At 60.0% G+C, this 20,950-nt stretch carries 21 protein-coding genes and 1 pseudogene; 14 read left to right on the forward strand and 8 right to left on the reverse strand.

The window, feature by feature from the left end:
• Positions 1-37: 37 nt before the first annotated feature.
• Positions 38-1,474 carry an alpha/beta hydrolase gene (locus HMPREF2604_RS04605; protein ID WP_070563589.1) on the reverse strand — a complete coding sequence of 479 codons (1,437 nt, stop codon included), beginning with the start codon at positions 1,472-1,474 and terminating at the stop codon, positions 38-40.
• A 647-nt stretch (positions 1,475-2,121) separates the two neighbouring features.
• Here HMPREF2604_RS04605 and lpdA point away from each other — a divergent pair.
• Entirely contained in the window at positions 2,122-3,534 is a 1,413-nt protein-coding gene (gene lpdA, locus HMPREF2604_RS04610; RefSeq protein WP_070561525.1) for a dihydrolipoyl dehydrogenase, read from the forward strand.
• A gap of 375 nt (positions 3,535-3,909) precedes the next feature.
• On the opposite strand, the gene ramB is transcribed toward lpdA, so the two are convergent.
• Positions 3,910-5,316 carry an acetate metabolism transcriptional regulator RamB gene (gene ramB, locus HMPREF2604_RS04615; RefSeq protein WP_070563592.1) on the reverse strand — a complete coding sequence of 469 codons (1,407 nt, stop codon included), beginning with the start codon at positions 5,314-5,316 and terminating at the stop codon, positions 3,910-3,912.
• A gap of 401 nt (positions 5,317-5,717) precedes the next feature.
• Here ramB and HMPREF2604_RS04620 point away from each other — a divergent pair, with 401 nt between their 5' ends.
• Genes HMPREF2604_RS04620 through HMPREF2604_RS04635 form a run of 4 tightly spaced genes read left to right on the forward strand, consistent with a single transcriptional unit; the run spans position 5,718 to position 9,678 of the window.
• Positions 5,718-6,473 carry a succinate dehydrogenase cytochrome b subunit gene (locus tag HMPREF2604_RS04620; RefSeq protein WP_070521222.1) on the forward strand — a complete coding sequence of 252 codons (756 nt, stop codon included), beginning with the start codon at positions 5,718-5,720 and terminating at the stop codon, positions 6,471-6,473.
• A gap of 15 nt (positions 6,474-6,488) precedes the next feature.
• Positions 6,489-8,510 (forward strand): fumarate reductase/succinate dehydrogenase flavoprotein subunit, encoded by a 2,022-nt coding sequence (locus tag HMPREF2604_RS04625; protein WP_070521219.1) that lies wholly within the window; start codon positions 6,489-6,491, stop codon positions 8,508-8,510.
• Complete coding sequence (locus tag HMPREF2604_RS04630; RefSeq protein ID WP_070521216.1) at positions 8,510-9,259, forward strand: succinate dehydrogenase/fumarate reductase iron-sulfur subunit; 750 nt, start codon at positions 8,510-8,512, stop codon at positions 9,257-9,259. Before HMPREF2604_RS04625 ends, HMPREF2604_RS04630 begins: the two co-directional genes overlap by 1 nt.
• A gap of 47 nt (positions 9,260-9,306) precedes the next feature.
• Positions 9,307-9,678, forward strand: coding sequence for a hypothetical protein (locus tag HMPREF2604_RS04635; RefSeq protein ID WP_070563595.1), 372 nt, complete (start codon positions 9,307-9,309; stop codon positions 9,676-9,678).
• Positions 9,679-10,513: 835 nt separating this feature from the next.
• Here HMPREF2604_RS04635 and HMPREF2604_RS04640 read toward each other — a convergent pair.
• Complete coding sequence (locus HMPREF2604_RS04640) at positions 10,514-11,431, reverse strand: Abi family protein (protein WP_070563598.1); 918 nt, start codon at positions 11,429-11,431, stop codon at positions 10,514-10,516.
• Positions 11,432-11,745: 314 nt separating this feature from the next.
• Between HMPREF2604_RS04640 and HMPREF2604_RS14295 the strand changes: the two are divergent.
• The 6 genes and pseudogenes from HMPREF2604_RS14295 to HMPREF2604_RS04665 all read left to right on the forward strand — a co-directional run.
• Positions 11,746-12,348 (forward strand): annotated as a pseudogene (locus tag HMPREF2604_RS14295) (phage antirepressor); the annotation flags it as partial.
• 8 nt (positions 12,349-12,356) lie between these two features.
• Positions 12,357-12,512 (forward strand): hypothetical protein, encoded by a 156-nt coding sequence (locus HMPREF2604_RS14195; protein ID WP_210384666.1) that lies wholly within the window; start codon positions 12,357-12,359, stop codon positions 12,510-12,512.
• A gap of 121 nt (positions 12,513-12,633) precedes the next feature.
• Positions 12,634-13,968: a DUF445 domain-containing protein gene (locus HMPREF2604_RS04650; protein ID WP_070563601.1), complete on the forward strand. Its 1,335-nt coding sequence runs from the start codon at positions 12,634-12,636 to the stop codon at positions 13,966-13,968.
• 15 nt (positions 13,969-13,983) lie between these two features.
• Positions 13,984-14,436 (forward strand): CGLAU_01105 family protein, encoded by a 453-nt coding sequence (locus HMPREF2604_RS04655; protein WP_070521169.1) that lies wholly within the window; start codon positions 13,984-13,986, stop codon positions 14,434-14,436.
• A gap of 3 nt (positions 14,437-14,439) precedes the next feature.
• The gene (locus HMPREF2604_RS04660) at positions 14,440-14,730 is read left to right on the forward strand and encodes a DUF2516 family protein (protein WP_070563604.1); all 291 of its coding nucleotides are present in this window, start codon (positions 14,440-14,442) and stop codon (positions 14,728-14,730) included.
• On the forward strand, positions 14,730-15,191 hold the full coding sequence (locus HMPREF2604_RS04665; protein ID WP_070563608.1) for a deoxyribose-phosphate aldolase: 462 nt from the start codon (positions 14,730-14,732) through the stop codon (positions 15,189-15,191). The genes HMPREF2604_RS04660 and HMPREF2604_RS04665 overlap by 1 nt, the downstream gene beginning before the upstream one ends.
• A 3-nt stretch (positions 15,192-15,194) precedes the next feature.
• On the opposite strand, the gene HMPREF2604_RS04670 is transcribed toward HMPREF2604_RS04665, so the two are convergent.
• From HMPREF2604_RS04670 to HMPREF2604_RS04680, 3 genes are read right to left on the reverse strand one after another with little or no spacing between them, the layout of a single operon-like run.
• Positions 15,195-15,995 (reverse strand): LmeA family phospholipid-binding protein, encoded by an 801-nt coding sequence (locus HMPREF2604_RS04670; RefSeq protein WP_070563611.1) that lies wholly within the window; start codon positions 15,993-15,995, stop codon positions 15,195-15,197.
• Positions 15,996-16,018: 23 nt separating this feature from the next.
• On the reverse strand, positions 16,019-16,828 hold the full coding sequence (locus HMPREF2604_RS04675; protein WP_070563614.1) for a class I SAM-dependent methyltransferase: 810 nt from the start codon (positions 16,826-16,828) through the stop codon (positions 16,019-16,021).
• Between the two features lie 27 nt (positions 16,829-16,855).
• Positions 16,856-17,347, reverse strand: coding sequence for a DUF2505 domain-containing protein (locus HMPREF2604_RS04680; RefSeq protein ID WP_070521152.1), 492 nt, complete (start codon positions 17,345-17,347; stop codon positions 16,856-16,858).
• A gap of 24 nt (positions 17,348-17,371) precedes the next feature.
• Between HMPREF2604_RS04680 and HMPREF2604_RS04685 the strand changes: the two genes are divergently transcribed.
• Together HMPREF2604_RS04685 and HMPREF2604_RS04690 are read left to right on the forward strand one after the other, a co-directional pair.
• A complete protein-coding gene (locus tag HMPREF2604_RS04685) occupies positions 17,372-18,490 on the forward strand; it encodes a UDP-N-acetylmuramate dehydrogenase (RefSeq protein WP_070563618.1) in 1,119 nt (372 codons plus the stop codon).
• A gap of 75 nt (positions 18,491-18,565) precedes the next feature.
• Positions 18,566-18,763 (forward strand): hypothetical protein, encoded by a 198-nt coding sequence (locus tag HMPREF2604_RS04690; RefSeq protein ID WP_070533977.1) that lies wholly within the window; start codon positions 18,566-18,568, stop codon positions 18,761-18,763.
• A gap of 35 nt (positions 18,764-18,798) precedes the next feature.
• Here HMPREF2604_RS04690 and HMPREF2604_RS04695 read toward each other — a convergent pair whose 3' ends face one another.
• Positions 18,799-19,275, reverse strand: coding sequence for an S-ribosylhomocysteine lyase (locus tag HMPREF2604_RS04695; RefSeq protein ID WP_070563621.1), 477 nt, complete (start codon positions 19,273-19,275; stop codon positions 18,799-18,801).
• An 84-nt stretch (positions 19,276-19,359) separates the two neighbouring features.
• Here HMPREF2604_RS04695 and HMPREF2604_RS04700 point away from each other — a divergent pair, with 84 nt between their 5' ends.
• The gene (locus HMPREF2604_RS04700) at positions 19,360-20,544 is read left to right on the forward strand and encodes a YihY/virulence factor BrkB family protein (RefSeq protein ID WP_227486026.1); all 1,185 of its coding nucleotides are present in this window, start codon (positions 19,360-19,362) and stop codon (positions 20,542-20,544) included.
• Between the two features lie 75 nt (positions 20,545-20,619).
• Here HMPREF2604_RS04700 and HMPREF2604_RS04705 read toward each other — a convergent pair whose 3' ends face one another.
• The gene (locus tag HMPREF2604_RS04705; RefSeq protein ID WP_070533974.1) at positions 20,620-20,823 is read right to left on the reverse strand and encodes a hypothetical protein; all 204 of its coding nucleotides are present in this window, start codon (positions 20,821-20,823) and stop codon (positions 20,620-20,622) included.
• Between the last annotated feature and the right edge of the window lie 127 nt (positions 20,824-20,950).

Here is a 20,950-nt window from a genome sequence, read left to right on the forward strand (position 1 = left end):
TACGTTCCTTATTCAACAATTGGTACGGCGATTGAGCTTACTGCTCGGTCACCGCAGGATCTTCTGGCAGGGAATCAGCGAGGCCTTCGGTGTCTGCTTCCGCCTCCGCCTTTTTCGCATCCTGACTATCGGCATCGGCGGCCTTTTCGTTAGCGTCCGAATCCGCATCTGCTGAATACGCAGTCGCTACAGGCTCAGCTGGATCGACGGGAAGGCCAAAGGCGCGTGCGTAGGTAGGCCAGGAGGAGTTGACGTCATCCAACCAGCCCGGCCAGGAGTGGGTACCGGTGTTGCGCAGGTTAAAGACCGCGTCGACGCCCTCGCGCTCCATCTTTGCCTTCAGGTCATGTGTGCAGGCGTTCATGGCTGCTTCGATGACGCCGCCCTCAACCACGAGGGTGGAGGAGGACTTGAAGGCCTGGGACGAGCCCAAGGCATCAATCTTGGACGAGCCCAAGTCAGTTGCCCCAGCCAAACCGGAGTTGGCGGAAACGTAGACCTTGGAGTTGCCCATGTTGTTCTTCGTGGCGTTGATGAGGCCATCGTTGTAGCGGTTGTAGTCACCGCCCATCGGTCCCCACATCTGCTCGGTGCTTCCGCCACCGCGGTTCACCGTGAGTTGCGAGTAGAAGTTCGGCAGCGGCGTCGAAGTAGCAGCGCAACCGGAGTAGGAGCCGATGGCATCGTAGAAGTTCGGGTTGTGCTGGGCCAGCACCAGCGAGGAGGTAGCGGACATGGACATGCCGGCAATGCCGCGCTTGCCGTTGCCGTTAATGTGCTTCTCCAGCGGGCCAGGAAGCTCCTTGGTTAGGAAGGTCTCCCACTTCTGCGGGCCCTTGAGGTAGCTGCGGTCCGGTGTAGTCAGCCAGTCGGTGTAGTAGGAGAAAGCGCCCGCCTGCGGGATGACAACGTTGACGTTGCGGTTGGCGTAGTAGTGAACGAGGTCTTGAGTCTTCTCCGTCTTCGGATCAAGGTCCTTGGCCACGGTGGAGACAATCCAGTCCATGCCCTGCTCGGCGCCGCCGGCACCGTTGAGCAAGTAGAGGGTCGGGCGGGAAGCATCAAAGGTACCGTCCGGGGTGATCACTGCGAGGGGGACGTCGCGGTTATCCATTGCAGGAGCGGTGGCCTTGATGGTCTTGACCTTGTGGCGGTAATCCCAGTACTTGAAGACGTAGCCCATCCATTTTTTGTTGTCCGGGATTTTCTTGATGTCGACGTTCTTAAAGGTGACCTGCTTGTCGAAGGAAGCCTCATACTGTTCGCGGGACGGCGATGGGTTGCCGGCCTCATCCTTGGGCAGGTACTCCTCGAGTTCGGTGTAAAGGTCGAGCTCGGAAATATCGGACGGTGTAGCCTCACCGCTGATTTGTTCCGGTTTAACGTCGGATGCGCTGGCGATAGGGGAAACGACGGCGCCGAGGGCTAAGGCGGAGGCCGCCGCAAGCGTCGTGAGAGAGCGCGCAATCTTCATGGAATCTCGCTTTCTAAGTGATGAGCGGAAGTGTAGGGGCAAGTTTAAAAGATGCTCCGGACAAACCACCCTTGACATGGGCAAAAGCGCTGATAGATGGGTAATCCAGCACCCCCGAAGATAAGGGCAGTCAGACTAAACATACCAAGTTATAAAAGTGAATGGTGGTATTGAAGTGAAAACCGTGTCATAATCTTTCCGTGCCTATTCGTGGGCTATGTAACGCAACGGCCGTCTCCTTCGTTAGTGGGGCTAGGTACCGTGACCGCTTTTGGCGGCGACCGTCCTGCATCGCCGTGGCCTCGCTGGAGGGCGCCGCATGAAGCCGTACGCGCCGCTAGAACAACAACAGAAAGAAGAAGAATGAACTTTTTTGACACCATCCTCGTTTCCATCAACCAGGTGCTGGGCCAGATCGCTCACTCTGGCTCCTCCACCTCCTCGAAGGCTGCCTTGGACTGGGGCCTGTTCTAAATAGTTTGTTGAGGGCTGTGCCCTCGTTTTCTTTCCCTTAATCCCCTTCTTGGGGGTTAAGGGTTGATTTTTGCCCGAAGGTGTTTAAAGCATCCTGACTGCTATGGGCTGTCCGGCGGGTGCAGGGCGGGGGTGGTGGGACAGCGAGCATAAAGTTACGTATCCTGTAGAACGTGACTAATGAACATTTTGACGTTGTAGTACTCGGCGCGGGCCCCGGCGGCTACGTGTCCGCCATCCGCGCTGCCCAGCTGGGCAAGAAGGTTGCCGTTATTGAGAAGCAGTACTGGGGCGGTGTCTGCCTCAACGTGGGCTGCATCCCCTCCAAGGCTCTTCTTAAGAATGCTGAGGTTGCACATACCTTCAACCATGAGGCTAAGGCCTTCGGTATTTCCGGCGATGTTTCCTTCGACTTCGGAGTTGCACACAAGCGCTCCCGCAAGGTGTCGGAGGGCATTGTCAAGGGTGTGCACTACCTGATGAAGAAGAACAAGATTACGGAGATCAATGGCTTGGGCTCCTTCAAGGACGCCAAGACCATCGAGATTACTGAGGGTGATGACAAGGGTAAGACCATTACCTTTGATAACTGCATTATCGCCACCGGCTCCGTCGTTCGTTCCCTTCCGGGCGTGGAAATCGGCGGCAACATCGTGTCCTTCGAGGAGCAGATCCTCAACGATGAGGCTCCGGATTCCATGGTGATCGTTGGCGCAGGCGCCATCGGCATGGAGTTTGCTTATGTTCTGGCCAACTACGGCGTGGACGTGACCATCGTGGAGTTCATGGACCGCGTCCTGCCGAACGAGGATAAGGATGTCTCCAAGGCCATCGCCAAGGAATACAAGAAGCTCGGCGTGAAGCTCCTGACCGGCTACAAGACCACCGCCATCAAGGACAATGGCGACAATGTCACCGTTGAGGTTGAGTCCAAGGACGGCTCCAAGACCGATACGCTGACTGTGGACCGCTGCATGGTCTCCATTGGCTTCGCCCCGCGTACCGAGGGCTTCGGCCTGGAGAACACCGGCGTTGAGCTCACCGAGCGCGGCGCCATCGCCATCGATGACTACATGCGCACCAACGTTGAGGGCATCTACGCCATTGGCGACGTCACCGCGAAGCTGCAGCTCGCACACGTGGCTGAGGCACAGGGTGTCGTGGCCGCTGAGGTCATCGCCGGCGCTGAGACCCAGCTGCTGGGTGACTACATGAATATGCCACGCGCCACCTTCTGCAACCCGCAGGTTGCCTCCTTCGGCTACACCGAGGAGCAGGCTCGTGAGAAGTTCGCTGACCGCGACATTAAGGTCGCTACCTTCCCATTCTCCGCTAACGGCAAGGCGGCCGGCCTGAATGAGACCGCGGGCTTCGTCAAGCTTATTGCTGACGGCGAATTCGGTGAGCTCATCGGCGGCCACATGGTGGGCTCCAACGTTTCCGAGCTGCTGCCGGAGCTGACCCTGGCGCAGCGCTTCGACCTCACCGCTGAGGAAATCGGACGCAACATTCATACTCACCCGACGCTGTCTGAGGCTATGAAGGAAGCTGCCGAGGGTATCGGCGGCCACATGATTAACCTCTAAGGCCAAGGCGAGAAGCCAAAACAAGAACGCTCCCCCTCAATCCCGGCAAAGGGATTGAGGGGGAGCGTTGGTTTAGTGCCGTGGCGCTACTTCCTTTAGCTGAAGAGCTTGGAGGACAGAACGAACGGTGCGTTGACGATGGATACAAGAAGGCCCTGAATCTGGCCCAGGAAGTTTCCAGCGAAGCTGCTCATAATGGTAATCCTTTCGATAGGGGATATCGTTCACGTCCCACCATAAGCAAGCAAACCCTGGAAAATCCATGAATTTTTCTAGCCAAAACCATTACAATGCTTTTTATTGGCAATATATAAAGGGTGGTATAGGGGTAAACGTAGGGGCCAGAGCGGAAAACTGCCTGGTTATTGCTCCCGATTAATACGGTGCGACGGCGGAACGGTGGGCGTCGACCACCAGCTCTTCATTAATGGCCGGGAAGGCGCGTTGAGCGCAATTCTGGCGAGGGCAAGTGCGGCAGCCGGCGCCGATGGGGGTTGCGGCAGACAGGGCGTCGAGGTTGAGGCCTTGGGCATAGACTGTGCGGCTGGCGTGGCGCGCCTCGCAGCCTAGGCCGATGGAGAAGAGTTTATTGGTATCGCCGAAACGGCCCTGGGGGTAGCTCACCGTCCGTGAAATCCAGAGGTAGTTGCGGCCATCCGGCATCTGCGCCAGCTGACGCGAGATGGTGTTGGGGCGGGCGAAGGACTCATACACGTTCCATAGCGGGCACGTTCCGCCGGAATTGGAAAAGTGTACGCCCGTGGCCGATTGGCGCTTGGACATATTGCCGGCGCGATCAACCCTCACGAAAGTAAAGGGGATTCCGCGCTTGTTGGGGCGCTGCAGCGTGGAGAGGCGCGAGGCAATTGTCTCGTAGCCCACGCCAAAGACGTTGCAGAGGTACTCCACGTCATACCCGGATTGCTCGGCCTCACTGTGGATGAGGTTGTAGGGGAGCAGCGTGGCGGCGGCGTAGTAGTTGGCAATTCCACGCTTGGCCAGGTTGATAGAGGCGTCCGAGGTGAAGGGTTCTTCGTCCACGAGGGCGTCGATTAGCGCGCCCGCCTCGAGGAAACCCAACTCTGCCGCCATGCGGAAGGCGCGCTGGCCCACGCTCAGGCGGCTGGCAAGGCGAAGGGTGCCGCTCTCCTTGTCGAAGCGATGCAGGGTGCCGTCCATGCGATCGGTGGTGAGAATCTCTACGCCGTGTTTGGAAGTGAGCCGCTCATTAAGGGCCTGTTCAATGTCGCGAATGTGAAAGGGAATAACGTTGAGTTTCGCGGCAGTTTCCTCTGCGTGGATATCCAACTCGTCGAGGTAGTTCTGCCGGGCATAAAAGAAGTCTCGCACCTCGTCGTGAGGCATGGACAGCGCTTGGTTCCCGTCCGAGCGGCGGGTATCGGTGGCGAGCGAGAGCTTGTCACGAATATTGCGGTAGCGGCGGTGGATATCCACGAGCGTGCGGGCGACGGTGGGATGGTTGTAGACCAATTCGGACAATTCCTGAAGCTCCACGGGGGAGGGGCAGATTTCCTGGTCTTGGACGACATCCTGGATTTCCGCAAGCAGACGTGAATCATCATCACGGGAGAAGAACGTGGCATCCACACCAAAGGCTTCAGTAATTTTCAGCAAGACCGGGACGGTAAGGGGGCGCACGTCATGCTCAATCTGATTGACGTAGCTAGCTGAAAGTCCCAGCGTAGCGGCGAGAGTAGCTTGGCTGAGATCACGTTCGCGGCGCAGCTGGCGCAGGCGCGAACCCACGTATGTCTTGCTCATGTGAGCTAGGTTACCTAGTGCCTTTCGGTCATAACAATTGTTTTGCAAGGAATGTGTGAAGTATTTTAACTCCGCTGCGAAGTGGGGGTGCTGGCGGGGTGCCGAGCGGGCGATAGGGGTGCATACCAAGCGAAAGTTTGACACCTAAAGGGGTAGGGTCGTCACTCAGGCCACACCCTGTGACAAAAGTCTCATCCGTAAAATGTTTTCGCAAGGTCAATATTGCGTAAAAGGAAGTGATCAAGGTAGAGCGCTCAAAGAGGTGTGGCGCCTAAGGTGATCCTTGCCTTAACTCGTTTAAATACGGGGACCATAGGAGGGGGAGGGGGTATGCAAAGCAAAGATATAACTAGTGGTCAGCGCAAAGGTCTGCGTAAGGTAAGGGCGACAATGGAGGTGTCATGTCTGTAAAAAATCCTGACCGTGAAGCCCTCGCTCACGGCCGTATTACTAATGAAACGATTCGTCCTAAGCCAGGAATTCCGTCCTGGGCTTTGAAACTGACGATGGCAATTACCGGTCTGTTCTTCGCGCTCTTCGTTGTGGGGCACATGGCCGGCAACCTGAAGCTTTACTTGCCGGCTCACGACGGCCAGGAAGCACTCGATGCCTACGGCGCTTACCTGCGTAATCTTGGTGAGCCACTGATCCCGAGCGGTCACGCACTGTGGATCATTCGCATCGTCCTGCTGGCCTGCGTAATCGCTCACATTTACGGCGCTTTTGCTTTGACCGCTCGCTCGAAGGCATCTCGCGGCAAGTTCAAGCGCACGAACCTGATGGGCGGCATGGATTCCTTTGCCACCAAGAGCATGTTGGTTACCGGCGTCGTGCTTCTCCTGTTCATCATCTTCCACCTTCTGGACCTGACGATTGGTGTCCAGCCGGTTGCAGCAGAAGCTTTTGCTCACGGTGCCGTTAAGGCCAACATGATCGCAACCTTCTCGCGCTGGCCGGTGACCATCGTCTACATCGTCGCCATGCTGTGCCTCTTCCTGCACCTGACCCACGGTATCCGCCTTGCGGCTTCTGACCTGGGCATCACCGGTGCAAAGTGGCGCGAGGTTTTTGTTGTCCTGGCGTACATCGTCCCGGCCGTCGTGTGCCTGGCAAACATTGTTATGCCGTTGTCCGTCGCCCTGGGCTGGGTCAGCTAAAGGAGTTTTGAACCCATGACTAACGCGAACACTGAACTCAAGCGCGAGCACCCTGACTTCTCGCACCCGCAGTCCATCGTCCCGGGCGTTAAGCCGGGCCGCATCCTGGAGTCCCACGAGCCGCACGGCGTCCCGATGAAGGACATGTGGAGCTACCAGAAGGACCACATGGAGCTCGTCTCCCCGCTGAACCGCCGCAAGTTCGAGATCATCGTCGTCGGTACCGGCCTGTCCGCTGGTTCCGCCGCCGCTGCTCTCGGCGAGTTGGGCTACAAGGTCAAGGTCTTCACCTACCACGATTCACCGCGCCGTGCGCACTCCATTGCTGCGCAGGGTGGTGTGAACTCCTCCCGCCACAAGAAGGTGGATAACGACTCCGCTTACCGCCACACCAAGGACACCGTTAAGGGTGGTGACTACCGCTGCCGCGAGTCCGACTGCTGGCGCTTGGCCTATGAGTCCATCCGCGTCATCGACCACATGAACGCCATCGGCGCTCCGTTTGCTCGCGAGTACGGCGGCACCTTGGCTACCCGTTCCTTCGGTGGTGTGCAGGTCTCCCGTACCTACTACACCCGTGGCCAAACAGGCCAGCAGCTGCAGCTGTCCACCACGTCTGCGCTCTACCGCCAGATTGGCCTGGGCAACGTGGAGCTCTTCGCTCACCACGACCTGCAGGACATCATCACCTACACCGACGGTGGTAAGAAGCGCGCCGGCGGCATCGTGACCCGCAACCTCATCACCGGCGAGCTCAAGGCCTTCACCGGCCACGCAGTCATCCTCGGTACCGGCGGTTACGGCAACGTCTACCACATGTCCACGCTGGCCAAGAACTCGAACGCCGGCGCCATGATGCGTGCGTACGAGAACGGTGCTTACCTGGCTTCCCCGGCATTCATCCAGTTCCACCCGACTGGCCTGCCGGTCAACTCCGAGTGGCAGTCCAAGACCATCCTCATGTCCGAGTCGCTGCGTAACGATGGCCGCATCTGGTCTCCGATCAAGGAGAAGGATGACCGTCCTGCCAATGAGATTCCGGAAGAGGAGCGCGACTACTTCCTGGAGCGCCGCTACCCGGCCTTCGGTAACCTCGTCCCGCGTGACGTGGCTTCCCGCGCCATCTCCCAGCAGATCAACAAGGGTCTGGGCGTTGGTCCGCTGCACAACTCCGTGTACCTGGACTTCCGCGACGCCATCGAGCGCCTGGGCAAGGACAAGATCCGCGAGCGCTACTCCAACCTCATCGAAATGTACGAAGAGGCTATTGGTGAGTCCGCTTATGAGACCCCGATGCGTATCGCTCCGACCTGCCACTTCACCATGGGCGGCCTGTGGACGGACTTCAACGAGATGACCACCATCGACGGCCTCTTCGCCGCCGGTGAGTGCTCCTGGACCTACCACGGTGCGAACCGCCTGGGTGCTAACTCCCTGCTGTCCGCTTCCGTTGATGGCTGGTTCACCCTGCCGTTCACCATCCCGAACTACCTGGCCCACCACCTGGGTGAGGCCAAGCTGGCTGAGGACTCGGCAGAGGCCAACGAGACTGTTGCTCGCGCACAGGCTCGCATCGACCGCCTCATGTCCATCCAGGGTCAGGATCCGCACGGCCCGGCGTACTACCACCGCCAGCTGGGTGACATCCTCTACTGGGGTTGTGGCGTGTCCCGTAACGTCGAGGACCTCAAGGTTGCCATCGAGAAGGTTCGCGCACTGCGCAAGGAATTCTGGGCTAACGTCCGCATTACTGGCGACGCCAACGACATGAACCAGGTTCTCGAGTACGGTCTGCGCGTTGCTGACTACATCGACCTGGGCGAGCTCATGTGCATCGACGCTCTCGACCGCGACGAGTCCTGTGGTGCTCACTTCCGTGATGACCACCTCTCCGAGGACGGCGAGGCCGAGCGTGATGACGAGAACTGGTGCTTCGTCTCCGCATGGGAGCCGGGCGCTGCTGAGGGCGAGTTCATCCGCCACGCCGAGCCGCTGTACTTTGATTCGATCCCGCTGATGACAAGGAACTACAAGTAATGAAACTGACACTTGAGATCTGGCGTCAAGCCGGACCGACGCAAGAAGGCAAGTTCGAAACCGTGCAGGTTGACGACGCCGCCGAGCAGATGTCCATCTTGGAGTTGCTCGACCACGTCAACGACGGCCTCATCGAGGCCGGCAAGGAGCCGTACGCATTCGCTTCCGACTGCCGTGAGGGCATCTGTGGTACCTGTGGCCTTCTGGTCAACGGCCGCCCGCACGGCCCGGGCCAGAACACCCCGGCCTGCCAGCAGCGCCTGTTCCAGTTCAAGGACGGCGACACCATCAAGCTGGAGCCTTTCCGCTCCGCTGCCTACCCGGTAATCAAGGACATGATCGTGGACCGCTCCAAGCTGGACCACGTCATGGAGCAGGGCGGCTACGTATCCATGGATGCGGGTACCGCTCCGGATGCTGACACCCTGCACATCAACCACGAGACCTCCGAGTACGCCCTGGATCACGCTGCCTGCATCGGCTGCGGTGCCTGCGTAGCATCCTGCCCGAACGGCGCTGCTCACCTGTTCACCGGCGCCAAGCTGGTTCACCTCTCCCTCATGCCGCTGGGCAAGGAAGAGCGTGGCCGCCGCGCACGCAACATGGTGGACGATCTGGAGCAGAACTTCGGCCACTGCTCGCTCTACGGCGAGTGCGCTGATGTGTGCCCGGCTGGTGTGCCGCTGACCGCGGTTTCCGCGGTTACCCGCGAACGTGCACGTGCTGCTTTCCGCGGCAAGGACGACTAAGCTATAGTCATTCACAGGATTAACAGGAACGAGAGAAAGTTTCAGCCATGAGCGACCTCAACCCGGCAGTAGCTGATCACCACAGCGAGACCTACCCGGAGTTCTCCGGCAAGATCCAGGACTCCTACATCGAGGGCTACGAGCCCGTATCCTACGGTGCACCGCACTCTTCGTTGCTGCGCACCTCCACCTGGGTGGGCATGGGCCTGATTCTCTCGCTCCTGCCGGCAGCCGGCATCCTCATTTGGGGCCTCGGTACGTGGCTCTACCCGCAGGGCACCGCTGGTGCTGACTACCAAATCAACATCATCGTCGGCGCTATCGCGCTCGTCGTTGTTGCCATCCTGGCAGTCAGCTCCGTCCACTTCGGTCGCCGCTACTACCGCCAGTACCGCAAGGAAACCGGCCGCATCAACTAGGCACCTCCTAGGACGTTGAACGCCTAAGTTTCTGTACTGACACCACAACAACCCCCACCTCCAAACAAACACAACACATGGGAGACCATGTGAGGAGGTGGGGGTTGCTGGCGTTTGGGTGGGTGCTGGGCGGGAGAAGAGGGGGAGCGGGCGCTTGACGACGCCCCTACGGTGCCATACGCGTGAATGGCGCTGCAGGGAGCGACGCGAACACAAACCTGACTTGGCTCAAATCAGTGCCGAAGGGTTGGGGCGGTGATGGTGTTGACGAGGTTTTGGATTTCCGAGGGTAGTGGTACGGCGGCGTGGATGGTTTCGCCACCAATGTTGAGATGTGCGGTGACCGAGTCTTGTTTCCTGGCGAAGATTGGGCGTGCTTTCCGGTCTGATTTCGACATCCGAAACGATTTCTCAATGGTGAATAGCCTGCGGTAATGCCCGATAACTTCCTAGGCGGGAAGAGCGGTCAGTTCGGTTTCGTAGCCTTTAATTCCGGCTAGGGCTCGGTGTTTGGCAGCAAGAGCGTAGTTGACCTTCTTGTTCGGGGCGGAAAGATAGAAATAGCGATTACGGTTGATAGCGATATCGCCGTCAACAGCGCGTTTGGCTTTCGCTACTTGTTCGCTGACTCCGCGCAGGCTGCGTCTAGCCCGGTCGTGGGAGTATTGGAAGTGGGTCCTACAGCGATGTCACAACCGGACGCAAGTGGGGGCGGCTGAAGAACTACGGCGAGAAACTCGTCGAGAACATCGTCCAAGCAGTCGCTCGTGACCTCACTCGTCCACGCCATGACACTCGACGCAGACGGGTACGAATGCGACTACTACCGCAAAGATTAGACGCGCCAGAGAGGCAACTCGCGCCAGTTGTCAGGTGCTCCTGTGCGAGAAAACGGCACGATGGGATTGTGCGGGTAGGTGTGGAACAGCTTCGGTAGCCGGTCGGCTGAAGACAAGTCCAGTTGGCGCTGCAAGTATTGGATAAGGGAGAGCTGCCCGAACACGCGATTCATTCTTTCAGCTACCGGAGCCAGCCTGACGTCCTTGTTCAGTTTCGGTTTGATGTCGTAAACACGGTTGAACATCCTTGCATGATGAGCTGCGTAATTACGCAGAATATTCAAGGATTTCAGCCATGATTCAAGCTGAGGGCCAGTTAGGCTGCAGGGCTCGGCAATCCGGTTGCGCACGATATTGGGCGACATGCCGTACAGGTACGACAGCATCCCCCAATCCATGATTTCGACAGCCGCCCAGATGGGTAGAGTCCCGCCATATTTGGATTTGTGGTGGGCGACGAAGTCCTCTTTCGACGCTTTCAATGCCGACTGGTACTTTCTCAGCCACACCGCGTGCACGCTACGTCCGTCTTTGTTTCGCTGCCGTGCCCGGGCGCTCAAACGCTGGGGATCCAAATAGATCAGCGGGTCAAGGCGACCCAGTTCGTGACCGAGCTTGGTTCGAATAGCCAACTCCACGCGATCAAGCTCGATGAACACGCTGTGGCGCAATTGTTCGTCAAACCCATAGAGAGCTACCACCAGGTCAAACGATGCTCCCTCAACGAATTCATCTCGGGCAGTGCCGTCGCCTTGGGAGAAACGGCGCATCGGGTACCAGTATCCGGACAAGCGGTAGTAGTTAAATCGCGCCAGCAGTTTCTCAGCATGCTGGAGATCATTCACTCGCATCCCACGCTGACAAAGCAATTCGACCTGTTCACCGTAGGTCTTGAACTGCTTCACCTGCTCCACGCGCACCCCTGTTTGATACAAAAACGAAGACCGGCCCTGGACTCCCATTGAGGCGGGCAGCGGAACCGGTCATGTTGACTACGAGGCTACCTGGTTGATGACGCCGAGGCAAGAGCACGAAACTTGGAGCCATCGGTACGTTCACACACCAGTGTGCCCTCTGACCCGTCCGGATTTGTCGGTGCTCGGGGCGTATGGGCGAGAGCCTTCCTCACACCGTGTCCGGTTTCGGTGCCTGCCGTGCCTGACAGGTGAGAGCCTGGCGCATTTCGCGCCCGCGATTGTCTACCCGGCTCTCGGAAAAGACGTCGGTCATGGCTACCGCGCTACATGCGTTCACCGACCACGAGTTCGGTACGATCCGAGCCATCACCTCGGGCGGGCAGGTCCTGTTCTACGGCAAGGACGTGGCCACCGCCCTCGGCTACGCCAACACGAAAGATGCCCTGGCGCGTCACTGCAAGGGGTCGTGAGTCACTACCCTCTTGAAACGGCTGGTGGCATCCAGCAGGTCAGGTTCATCAGCGAAGGCGACCTGTAACCGGCTGATCGTCTCCTCCAAGCGACTTGCCGCCGAACAAGCCCTGTTGAGGGCGGCACCGAAGGTGTCCTATTACGACGTGGTGCTGGCGTCGTCGTCGCTGATCACCACTACCGAGATCGCCAAGGACTACGGCCTGTCGGCGAAGAAGCTCAACCAGATTCTGCGCGAGGAGCAGGTGCAGTTTCACCAGTCCGGGCGCTGGTTCCTCTACGCTAAGTTTGCTGAGCAGGGGTACACCCAATCCAAGACGCACGAGTACGACGAGGGAAAGACCCACACCCACATGTACTGGACGCAGAAAGGCCGCCTGTTCATCTATGGCCTGTCGAAGAACACCCGTGGCCTGCTGCCGGTGATCGAGCGTGAAGGCAAGGACGCCAGATGACCACCACTGTGCTTCTTGATATCAGAATACCGAAGAAGAATGTCGAAGGATACCCCGACCCGACCTGCTACCGGGCGCTGAAAGCGATTCAGGTCCCCGGACGGTTCATCTACGGCACCACCAACGGGCCCTCGGCAGGCTGGCATTCATAAAGCTAGGAGTTGATCTTAGTGTTGCTGGCTATCGAGTGTGTCCGTTACGCACGCTAATGTTGATTGATGGATTCGCTATCCATCACGAAGCCTCGTTTACCCCCACCAAGGAGAACCACCCATGACGCACCGCGCAGACGCAGGGCTTGAGCCGGCTCGGGAAACGTCGGCGTCGCAGACGTCGTTTGTGCCGCAGCCAGGAAACCAGGAGGCGCGCCGGGCGGACCTGCGCCGCTGGAAGGCGATTGCCCTGTCCTTCCTGATTGGTGCGGCGGTGATCTTTTTGGGGTGCTCGTGGTGGCAGGCGTCGGCAAGCGGGGCTCCCGTCTGGGTGGGCTACGTGCGCGCGGCGGCGGAGGCAGGAATGGTCGGTGGATTGGCGGACTGGTTCGCCGTGACCGCGCTGTTCCGCCGGCCGATGGGGCTGCCCATCCCGCACACCGCGCTCATCCCCAACAACAAGGACCGCGTGGGTGATGCGCTCAAGGACTTCGTGGAGGAGAACTTCCTCACCGCGGATGCACTCAGCGCCAAGGTGCGTGAGGCGGAGTTACCGCTGTGGCTGGCGCGCCAGGGCGTAGAGCCTGGGCGGGCGGAGGAGGTCTCCGCGTGGATTGGTGAGCGCGCCGCCAGCGTGGTCGCAGACCTAGACCCGGCGGAGGCAGAGCAATTCATCCGCACCCAAGTCATGGACCGTCTGGCAGAACCCGAGTGGGGCCCGCCGCTGGGCCGCCTGTTGGAGGGCTATATCGCGGAAGGCAAGGCGCGGCCGCTGGAGGATGACCTCATTGACTGGGCGCACGGAAAGATCCTTGGCATGGAATCCACTGTGGTCACCGCCATCGATGAGCGCATGCCCGGCTGGGCGCCGCGCTTTGCCCGCGAGATGGTGGGGGAGAAGGTCTACGCCGAGCTCGTGGAGTTCGCCGATGAGGTTCGCCGCAACGGCAACCACGAGGCCCGCCTGGCCATTCGCCGTAACCTGTCCAAGCTGGCCTCGGACCTGCAGTGGGATGAAGATATGCGCGGGCGCATCGAGGGAATCAAGCAGGAAATGCTGGCTTCCGATCAGGCGCAGAAGGCCCCGGCGGCAATGTGGGCGACGGTCTCCTCCACGCTTATTGAGCAGCTCACTGACCCGGAGTCCTTCCTGCGCCAAAAGATGACCGCCAAGGTGAAAGAAATGGCGCACCGGCTGCTGGAGGATTCGGAGTTCCTGGCCCAGGCCAATGCGTTCGTGGACAAGGCCGCGCGCTACGCGGTGGAGAAGTTCGCACCGGAGATCATCGCGATTATCCCGGAGACCATTAAGCGCTGGGATGCCCAGGAGGCCTCCGAGAACATCGAGCTCATGGTGGGCAAGGACCTGCAGTTCATTCGCCTCAACGGCACGGTCGTGGGTGCACTGGCTGGGTTGGTTATCTACACTGTTAATCATCTGCTTTTTGGCGTCTAACAAGGAGTGACGACCATGTCCGTATTTGACTCAATCAAGAATGCCGGTTCCTCTGCCTTTGATGTGGCCAAGGATTTTGGTGGCCGTTTCAAGGAAGAGCGCCAGAATCAGGCCCAGAACGCGCAGGCGGAACGCATTGCCCGCGCCGCTGATGCGGCGGGCATGGGTGATGGCACCGCGAAGGAAGAGTCCTTCTTTGACCGCGTGACCTCCACGGCCAAGAACATTGGGGAGTCTGTGTCCTCCGCTGCACGCGAGACCCGCAACTCGGAGTCCTTCGTGAAGGCTCGTGAGGATTTCAACACCGCCTTCAATGAGACCCGTGAGGGGGTTCAGGGCGCTATCAACAACGCCAAGGAGCAGCGCGCGGCGGGCCAGCAGCCGCAGGAGCCGCAGAGCCCGCGCAACCCCTATGCAGCAAAGCCGAACGACGATGTCATCGACGGCGAAGTCGTTGACGAGAATTAATTAATGCACACTTTTCTAAATATTATTTCGTCGATACCGCAGTACATTTTTATGGCGGTATCCCTTTTTGCCCTCATCGGTGCCGTCCTAGCGGCGATGACGCGGGAGGATGCCTTCCGCGCCGGTGACCGCCAGAACAAATGGGTATGGGTCGGGTTGCTCGTCGGTTCCGCCCTGGTGATGAACCTGCCGCTGCCTTTCGTTAGCTGGATTGGCGCCATCATCACCGGCGTGTACTGGTTTGATGTGCGCCCGCAGCTCAAGGCCATCATCAACGGCGATTATTCCTACTAATGCTGAATCTGCTTGAGGCCTCCCTGGAGGAGGTGCGGACCCAATCCGCGGGGCAGCAGCGAGTGCTTGTCTCCCCGCACCATGTGCTTGCCGCCGAGGGCGCCGAGCACGTCATTGCCGTCGCCGGCTATCCCACTGGGCGCCACCACTCTTTGGTGAAGGCGGCGGAGGCGCGGCTGGCCGTGCAATCAGGCGCCGCAGAGGTGTGGGTTGCGGTGGATGCACTGCTTGGCGACGCCACCTCGCTCCTCTCCGAGCTCGTCACCCTCCGCGAGGCCTGCCCGCTGCCCGTGCGTTTAGGGCTCATTCTTCCCGAAGACTCGCGATTGCCGCTTAAAGAAATAGCCCGCCTGGCGGAGCAGGCGGGCTATCAATCCCTTGTTGATCCGGGGTCCGTCGTTTCAGACGACGAAGACCTAGACACGCAGCTCACCGTAGAGTGCCTGCGCTCTAATTCTTAAGCCTTAGTTGGCCGGTGCCGATTCCGGTGCTGGTGCCGTGGCGGAATCGAGCTCGCTCATCGGGACGTCGTGGCCAATGAGGGTCAGCGTGAGCTCGCCAGCGCCGACGTCCACGGACTCAAAGGTGAGCTTTTGTCCCGCGAGCTGTTCCTCCATGCCTTCGGCCAAGGCATTCGAAATCGCGGAGGTTGCCTGCTCCGGCAGGTCGAAGCCGAAGAGCGATGCTTCCTTCGCATCGATGGCGAGCTTGCCGTCGCGAGCTTCCGGCTTGAGCGAGAGCGTGGCCAGGCCACCGGCGAATTCCACCTCGAGGTCATCCTCGGCATCGTTGGCGGCAATCGCGGTGACCACGAGGTTGCCCAAGGCATCATAGCCGGACTGCTCAGCAATGGCCTTCTGGAAGCTGGCAAGCAGGAACTGATCCGGGACCGTCGTCGAGGCCCGCAGAGTGCCCGCGACTGGCTCCTGGGACAGCGTCATGTCTTCGACGTGGACATCCGCAGCCGGTTGGCCAGCGATGTTGGTGCCATCAATCTTCAGCGTGGACGGGGTCTTCATATCCATCTGCGGAATCTTGCCGTTGAGCATGCCAAAGATCATGGGGCTAGCACCGAAGCTCACCTCCGGTTCCTCAGATGTCTCCACGCCCTGTTCCTTGGCGGACTCGGTGAATTGGCTCTTCATCTGTGAACCTAAGAACCAGCGCAGGCCGAGCTCAGCTACCAGGATGATGAGCAGGAGTACCACGAGTACGCCAATGAAGATTTTCCAGGCCGTCGAGGCGGAAGATTTAGAAGAAGCCATGACTACTAGTGTGGCGCACCGGCTTAAAGATGGCCAACTACCAGGTTCCAATCCACTGTGAGCACGTTATCCCGCAGGCGGCGGTGTACCGGATGGATGGGAACTGTGTGCCGGAGTTCTTCGCGCGCCATGCGCCAGCGCACTCGCGGGCCATAAGGAGACCAGCCGGCGGCGCGGTCCCAGGCGGCGTCGGCTGCCTGCAAGAGCTCGTGGATCGGCTCACCCGGCACGTTGCGGTGGATGAGGATTTTGGGCAGGCGCTCCGCGATATCGCTGGGGCGCGCAACGTCGAAGGGATCCCAGGCGAGGGTTAGGGTGCGTGGGCCGGAGGCGTCGAGAAGCACCCAGGCCGCCCTGCGCCCCAGCTCGTCGCAGGTTCCCTCCACGAAGAACCCACCGGGGGCCAAGCGCGAGTTCACGGTGTTCCAGGCTTTCTCCACCTGGTCCACGTCATACTGGCGCAGCACGTTGAAGGCCCGCACCAGCTGCGGGTGGTAGCCGGCCAGCTCGAAGCCGCCGAGCTCAAAGGTCACGCCATCGCGCGGCGGCAGGACGCGCTCGGGGGAAATCTCCAGACCCGTCACCCGGGTATGAGGATTAACGCTGCGCAGCCAGCCGGCCCACTCCACCGTGGTGGTGTGGGAGGCGCCGTAGCCGACGTCGAGCGCCAGCGGCTTACTCGTGGAGCGCAGCAGCGAGGAGATTTCCGGGTGCGCCACCATCCAGCGATCGCAGCGGCGCAGGCGGTTGGGATTAGTGGTGCCGCGGGTAATAACGCCAAAAGGCCGACCAGCGCTTTCCTGAGCCTTCAGGTTATGCGCGTGATCGGCCATGGCAACAACTGCGTTGTAGAGAGCTGTTTAGAGGTTGTTGGAGATCCACTCTTCGGTGAGCTTGCCCTCGTTGGTGTAGAGCTCCTGCAGAGCCTCAGCGACCTTCGGTTCGATGGCAGCGCCCATCATCGGGATGTTGACGGAAACCTCAGAGACGTAATCCAGAGCGGTGGACTCGCCCTGGCCCTTGTAGGTGATGTCGCCCTTGAAGTCGACCGGGGTGCCCTTGACGTCAGCGGTGAAGGAGACGGACATCTGATCATCGACAACCTCGCCGATGGTCACGGTGCGCTTTTCCTTGAGGTCCTGGGAGACCATAGCGCGGACGGCCTCCGGGAGGAGGGAGGTCGGAAGAATCTCGTAGAGCACGGCGGTGTTGCCGGTGAACTCGTGCACGGTGCCCGGTTCCGGGGAGAGCTTGGCCACGATGAAGTCCCAGTACTCCTGGGTGGACAGTGCCTTGTGCACCTTATCGATGGGCTGGTTGATGATCACGGTGTTTTCGCTACGGGTTGACATGAGTTACAGACTACCTTGGTAGACGTGCTAGATAAATTCCTGACCCTCGCTGATATTGACGGAGTCACGCTTGATTCCGAGACCACCTTCGCCGATCTCACGACGCTGCGCATCGGCGGTGCCCCGCTGGTGACGGTGCGCTGCGCCAGCGCTGAGGCCGCCATCGCTGCGCTGGCAGCGCTTGACGACGCCTCCCAGGACTACCTCGTCGTCGGCGGCGGCTCCAACCTCGTGGTGGCGGAAGGTCAGCTGGATGTCGTGGTGGTCATCCTCGACTTCGAGGACATCGACGTCTCCGTGGCCAGCGGCCTCGTGCGCGCTGATGCGGGCGCGGTGTGGGATGACGTCGTGGCTTTGTCCGTGGACTGCGGCCTGGGCGGCATCGAGTGCCTTTCCGGGATTCCGGGCAATGCGGGTGCCGTGCCGGTGCAGAATGTCGGCGCCTATGGCGCGGAGACCTCCGACGTCCTCACGCAGGTTTATCTCTACGAGCGCGCTACCCAGACCGCGACGTGGGTGCCGGCCGCGGACCTGGAGTTGGCCTATCGCTACTCCAACCTGAAGTTCACCGGGCGCGGCGTGGTGCTGGCTATTGAGCTGCAGCTGACTACCGACGGCCTGTCGAGGCCCCTGCGCTTTGGCCAGCTCACCCAGAACCCTGGTGAGCGCCGCCCCGTGGCCGACGTCCGCGAGGACGTATTGAAGCTGCGCCGCGGCAAGGGCATGGTGCTTGACCCAGAAGACCACGACACATGGTCGGCCGGTTCCTTCTTCACCAACCCCATCGTCGAGCCCGAGCTTGCCGATTCCATCCAGGAAGCAGTCCGCGCCACCCGCGGCGACGAGGATGCTTACCGCATGCCGCGACACGTGGTGCCGGCAAGCGGCACCACGTCGGGGAAGATGGAAAAACTCTCCGCCGCGTGGCTCATCGAGCGCGCCGGCTTTGCCAAGGGCTACCCAGGTGAAGAGTCAGGCGCGAAGGCAACCTTGTCCACCAAGCACACCCTGGCGCTGACCAACCGCGGTGAGGCCACCGCCGACGATATCGTTGCGCTGGCCCGCGACATCCGCGCCGGGGTACAGAAGGCCTTCGGCGTGACGTTGGAGCCGGAGCCCATCTGGCTAGGGGTAGAAATATAAGTGCGAAATATTTAAAATAGCGTTGAATTACTAGTTCGCCGCAGGCAGTCACTAGCCGCCTAGAAAGGACCTCGCATGTACATCCCCAAAGACGTACTCTTTGCCATCCTCCTCTTTGCTTCGAGCCTTCTCTGCGTGGCGGCGATCCTATTGATCCCTGGACTGTTCGCGGAGTTCAGCGCAGCACGTTGCACCTTGATGGCGAGTGTTTTGGGGCTTGGCGTCGCCGGGCTGTTCGTCGCCCGCACCCAGATCCGACGCCTCGAGTCCTAGGACGGGTGGGCCGCCGCCCCCGATGTCATGGCCATTTAGGCCATGACGTTGAGCCACTCTTCCTTGGCCGCGAGGAAGTTGCGTGCGGCCTCCTGCGCGCCTTCGAGTGAGTGGTGGGCGCCCCAGCCGCACTGCACCTCGTTGGCGGCGGGAACCTCAGTGGCATTGAGGATGTCATTGAGCGCGCCCTCGACAGCGCGGAGCAGCTCATCCTGCTCCATGCCGTTGGTGATGGCGTAGAAGCCGGTGCGGCAGCCCATCGGGGCAAAACCAATGAGCTTGTCGGTGTAGTTGCGCATGAAGTTGGCCATCATGTGCTCGACCGAGTGCAGTGCTTCGGTACCGAGGTGCTCTTTGTTGGGCTGGCAGAAGCGCAGGTCATACTTGATAATCTCGACCCCGCCGCCCAGGTCGGTGCGGTCGGCGACGCGGATATAGGGGGCGGCGACAAGCCGGTGATCGAGCTCGAAGGACTTTACGTTGATCTTGGTCTCGGTGTTCTTCTCAGTCATGCCTCCCCAGTGTAACCACGGCTCTGGCTGTGGCCCGAGTGTCCTTCCCCTGAATGCGCGCTGTGCCGCATACGCTGGTCAGATATGAGCGAAGAGGAGATTGACGGCAACGCTATGTCGGCCGAGGAGCCGGAGACAATCGTGCCGTTTAAAGGCCCGACCGTCCTGGAGGTCCAGGGCCACGATGAAGAACACAACCCCCTCGCCAAAGGCAACCGTCTGCGCAAGGCAAGCTGGGGGCTGGTCATCCGCCGTACGTGGAATGACTTCTTCCACGATGCCTTCATGGACCGCGCCGCCGGGATGACCTACTTCACGCTCATGGCTTTTGCACCAACGGTACTGGCCGCCTACTCCATTGTCACGCTCATCTTCTCCTCCCGCCAAGCGGAAGTGGAGCAACTGACCTCTGAGCTCGTCGAACAGTACGTCCCAGGTTCGCTTTCTGAGCAAGCACATACGGTCGTCGGGACGATTATTGGCTCCAGCGCGCAGGGCACGTTGGCCTTGATCATCTCCCTGGCCATTTCGCTGTTTTCTGCCTCGGCGTATGTGCGGGCCTTCTCACGCACAGCCAATACCGTGTACGGCCGGGTGGAAGGTCGCGGCATCATCCGGACCTGGTCGCTGATGTGGGGGCTGACAGCAGTCATCGTGGTGGGCGCGGTCATCGTGCTTTTTGCCAACTTACTGCGTGATGCAGTTCTTAATGAGGGGCTGATTCCGCTTGCTCGCAACGTAGGACTAGAAGATGCCGCCACGTACCTGGTGCGAATCTTTCTCCCGGTGTGGAACTGGCTGCGCTTCCCAGTCACCGTGGTTGTGGTTCTCACGCTTATCGCGGTGCTCTATCACTTCAGCCCCAACGTGCGGCCGGGGCGTTTTAGGTGGATTACCTACGGTTCCATCGTGGCGCTCGTGGGCACGGTTGTGTCCTGGGGTTTGGTGGGTCTCTACCTGAAGTACCTTGCTGCGGCCAGCGCCTATGGTGCGCTGAGTACCGTCATGGCGGTCTTCGTGGCAATGTGGCTGATGAACACTGTGCTCATCGTCGGCATCAAGATAGATGCCGAGGTGCTGCGCGCTAAGGAGCTGCAGCTGGGATTGCACTCCGAGCGTTTCATCCAAGCTCCGCCGCGCGCCGAGAATTCATCCCAAGCCCAGGCCCGCGCCCAGGAGAGCTTGGAGCAGAGGGCACGTGAGATTTCAGATAATGCGCGGCAGGTGCAGGACGAGCAGGCGGAGGAATCAGAGGAAGAACGCGCCTAGATGCCAAAACCTTGCCCCCGCGTTGCATGGATCGGCGATAAGTTTGGCAGATAGGGCAGTTGTGAAGCCGGGCGGTTACTGCACAGACTCTTCTGGAACCCGGCGTTGGCCCGCGGCCTTTTCTTGCCTGCGCTTGTCAATCAGTGCTGAGATAAGGAATCCAAACCCCATTACCGTTGTGGCCCTGGTTGACCACTCGTAGTCAGCGGAGAGCCACCCGATAAGGGAAATGACGCTGAGTGAGCCGACAGCTGTCATGAGGAATTTTTCAATATCCATGCTTCGTCCTCTGGTTCGTGGAAGTCTCGCAATCAAGTAAACGGTGCCTTATGCGAAAACTATCACGAGGCGAGGGGCACAGGTAGAAAAGAAGCCGAGGAGGCTCGCTTCTTAGCGGACGTCCTCG

Origin of the sequence: Corynebacterium sp. HMSC055A01 (assembly GCF_001809405.1) — a bacterium.
Lineage (GTDB): Bacteria > Actinomycetota > Actinomycetes > Mycobacteriales > Mycobacteriaceae > Corynebacterium > Corynebacterium hesseae.

What these genes read in the sequence shown, in the direction of transcription:
- HMPREF2604_RS04605 (WP_070563589.1), bottom strand. Translation starts at nt 1,474, where the DNA reads ATGAAGATTGCGCGCTCTCTCACGACGCTTGCGGCGGCCTCCGCCTTA.
- ramB (WP_070563592.1), bottom strand. Translation starts at nt 5,316, where the DNA reads ATGAGCAAGACATACGTGGGTTCGCGCCTGCGCCAGCTGCGCCGCGAA.
- HMPREF2604_RS04620 (WP_070521222.1), top strand. Translation starts at nt 5,718, where the DNA reads ATGTCTGTAAAAAATCCTGACCGTGAAGCCCTCGCTCACGGCCGTATT.
- HMPREF2604_RS04625 (WP_070521219.1), top strand. Translation starts at nt 6,489, where the DNA reads ATGACTAACGCGAACACTGAACTCAAGCGCGAGCACCCTGACTTCTCG.
- HMPREF2604_RS04630 (WP_070521216.1), top strand. Translation starts at nt 8,510, where the DNA reads ATGAAACTGACACTTGAGATCTGGCGTCAAGCCGGACCGACGCAAGAA.
- HMPREF2604_RS04635 (WP_070563595.1), top strand. Translation starts at nt 9,307, where the DNA reads ATGAGCGACCTCAACCCGGCAGTAGCTGATCACCACAGCGAGACCTAC.
- HMPREF2604_RS14195 (WP_210384666.1), top strand. Translation starts at nt 12,357, where the DNA reads ATGACCACCACTGTGCTTCTTGATATCAGAATACCGAAGAAGAATGTC.
- HMPREF2604_RS04650 (WP_070563601.1), top strand. Translation starts at nt 12,634, where the DNA reads ATGACGCACCGCGCAGACGCAGGGCTTGAGCCGGCTCGGGAAACGTCG.
- HMPREF2604_RS04655 (WP_070521169.1), top strand. Translation starts at nt 13,984, where the DNA reads ATGTCCGTATTTGACTCAATCAAGAATGCCGGTTCCTCTGCCTTTGAT.
- HMPREF2604_RS04660 (WP_070563604.1), top strand. Translation starts at nt 14,440, where the DNA reads ATGCACACTTTTCTAAATATTATTTCGTCGATACCGCAGTACATTTTT.
- HMPREF2604_RS04665 (WP_070563608.1), top strand. Translation starts at nt 14,730, where the DNA reads ATGCTGAATCTGCTTGAGGCCTCCCTGGAGGAGGTGCGGACCCAATCC.
- HMPREF2604_RS04670 (WP_070563611.1), bottom strand. Translation starts at nt 15,995, where the DNA reads ATGGCTTCTTCTAAATCTTCCGCCTCGACGGCCTGGAAAATCTTCATT.
- HMPREF2604_RS04675 (WP_070563614.1), bottom strand. Translation starts at nt 16,828, where the DNA reads ATGGCCGATCACGCGCATAACCTGAAGGCTCAGGAAAGCGCTGGTCGG.
- HMPREF2604_RS04680 (WP_070521152.1), bottom strand. Translation starts at nt 17,347, where the DNA reads ATGTCAACCCGTAGCGAAAACACCGTGATCATCAACCAGCCCATCGAT.
- HMPREF2604_RS04690 (WP_070533977.1), top strand. Translation starts at nt 18,566, where the DNA reads ATGTACATCCCCAAAGACGTACTCTTTGCCATCCTCCTCTTTGCTTCG.
- HMPREF2604_RS04695 (WP_070563621.1), bottom strand. Translation starts at nt 19,275, where the DNA reads ATGACTGAGAAGAACACCGAGACCAAGATCAACGTAAAGTCCTTCGAG.
- HMPREF2604_RS04700 (WP_227486026.1), top strand. Translation starts at nt 19,360, where the DNA reads ATGAGCGAAGAGGAGATTGACGGCAACGCTATGTCGGCCGAGGAGCCG.
- HMPREF2604_RS04705 (WP_070533974.1), bottom strand. Translation starts at nt 20,823, where the DNA reads ATGGATATTGAAAAATTCCTCATGACAGCTGTCGGCTCACTCAGCGTC.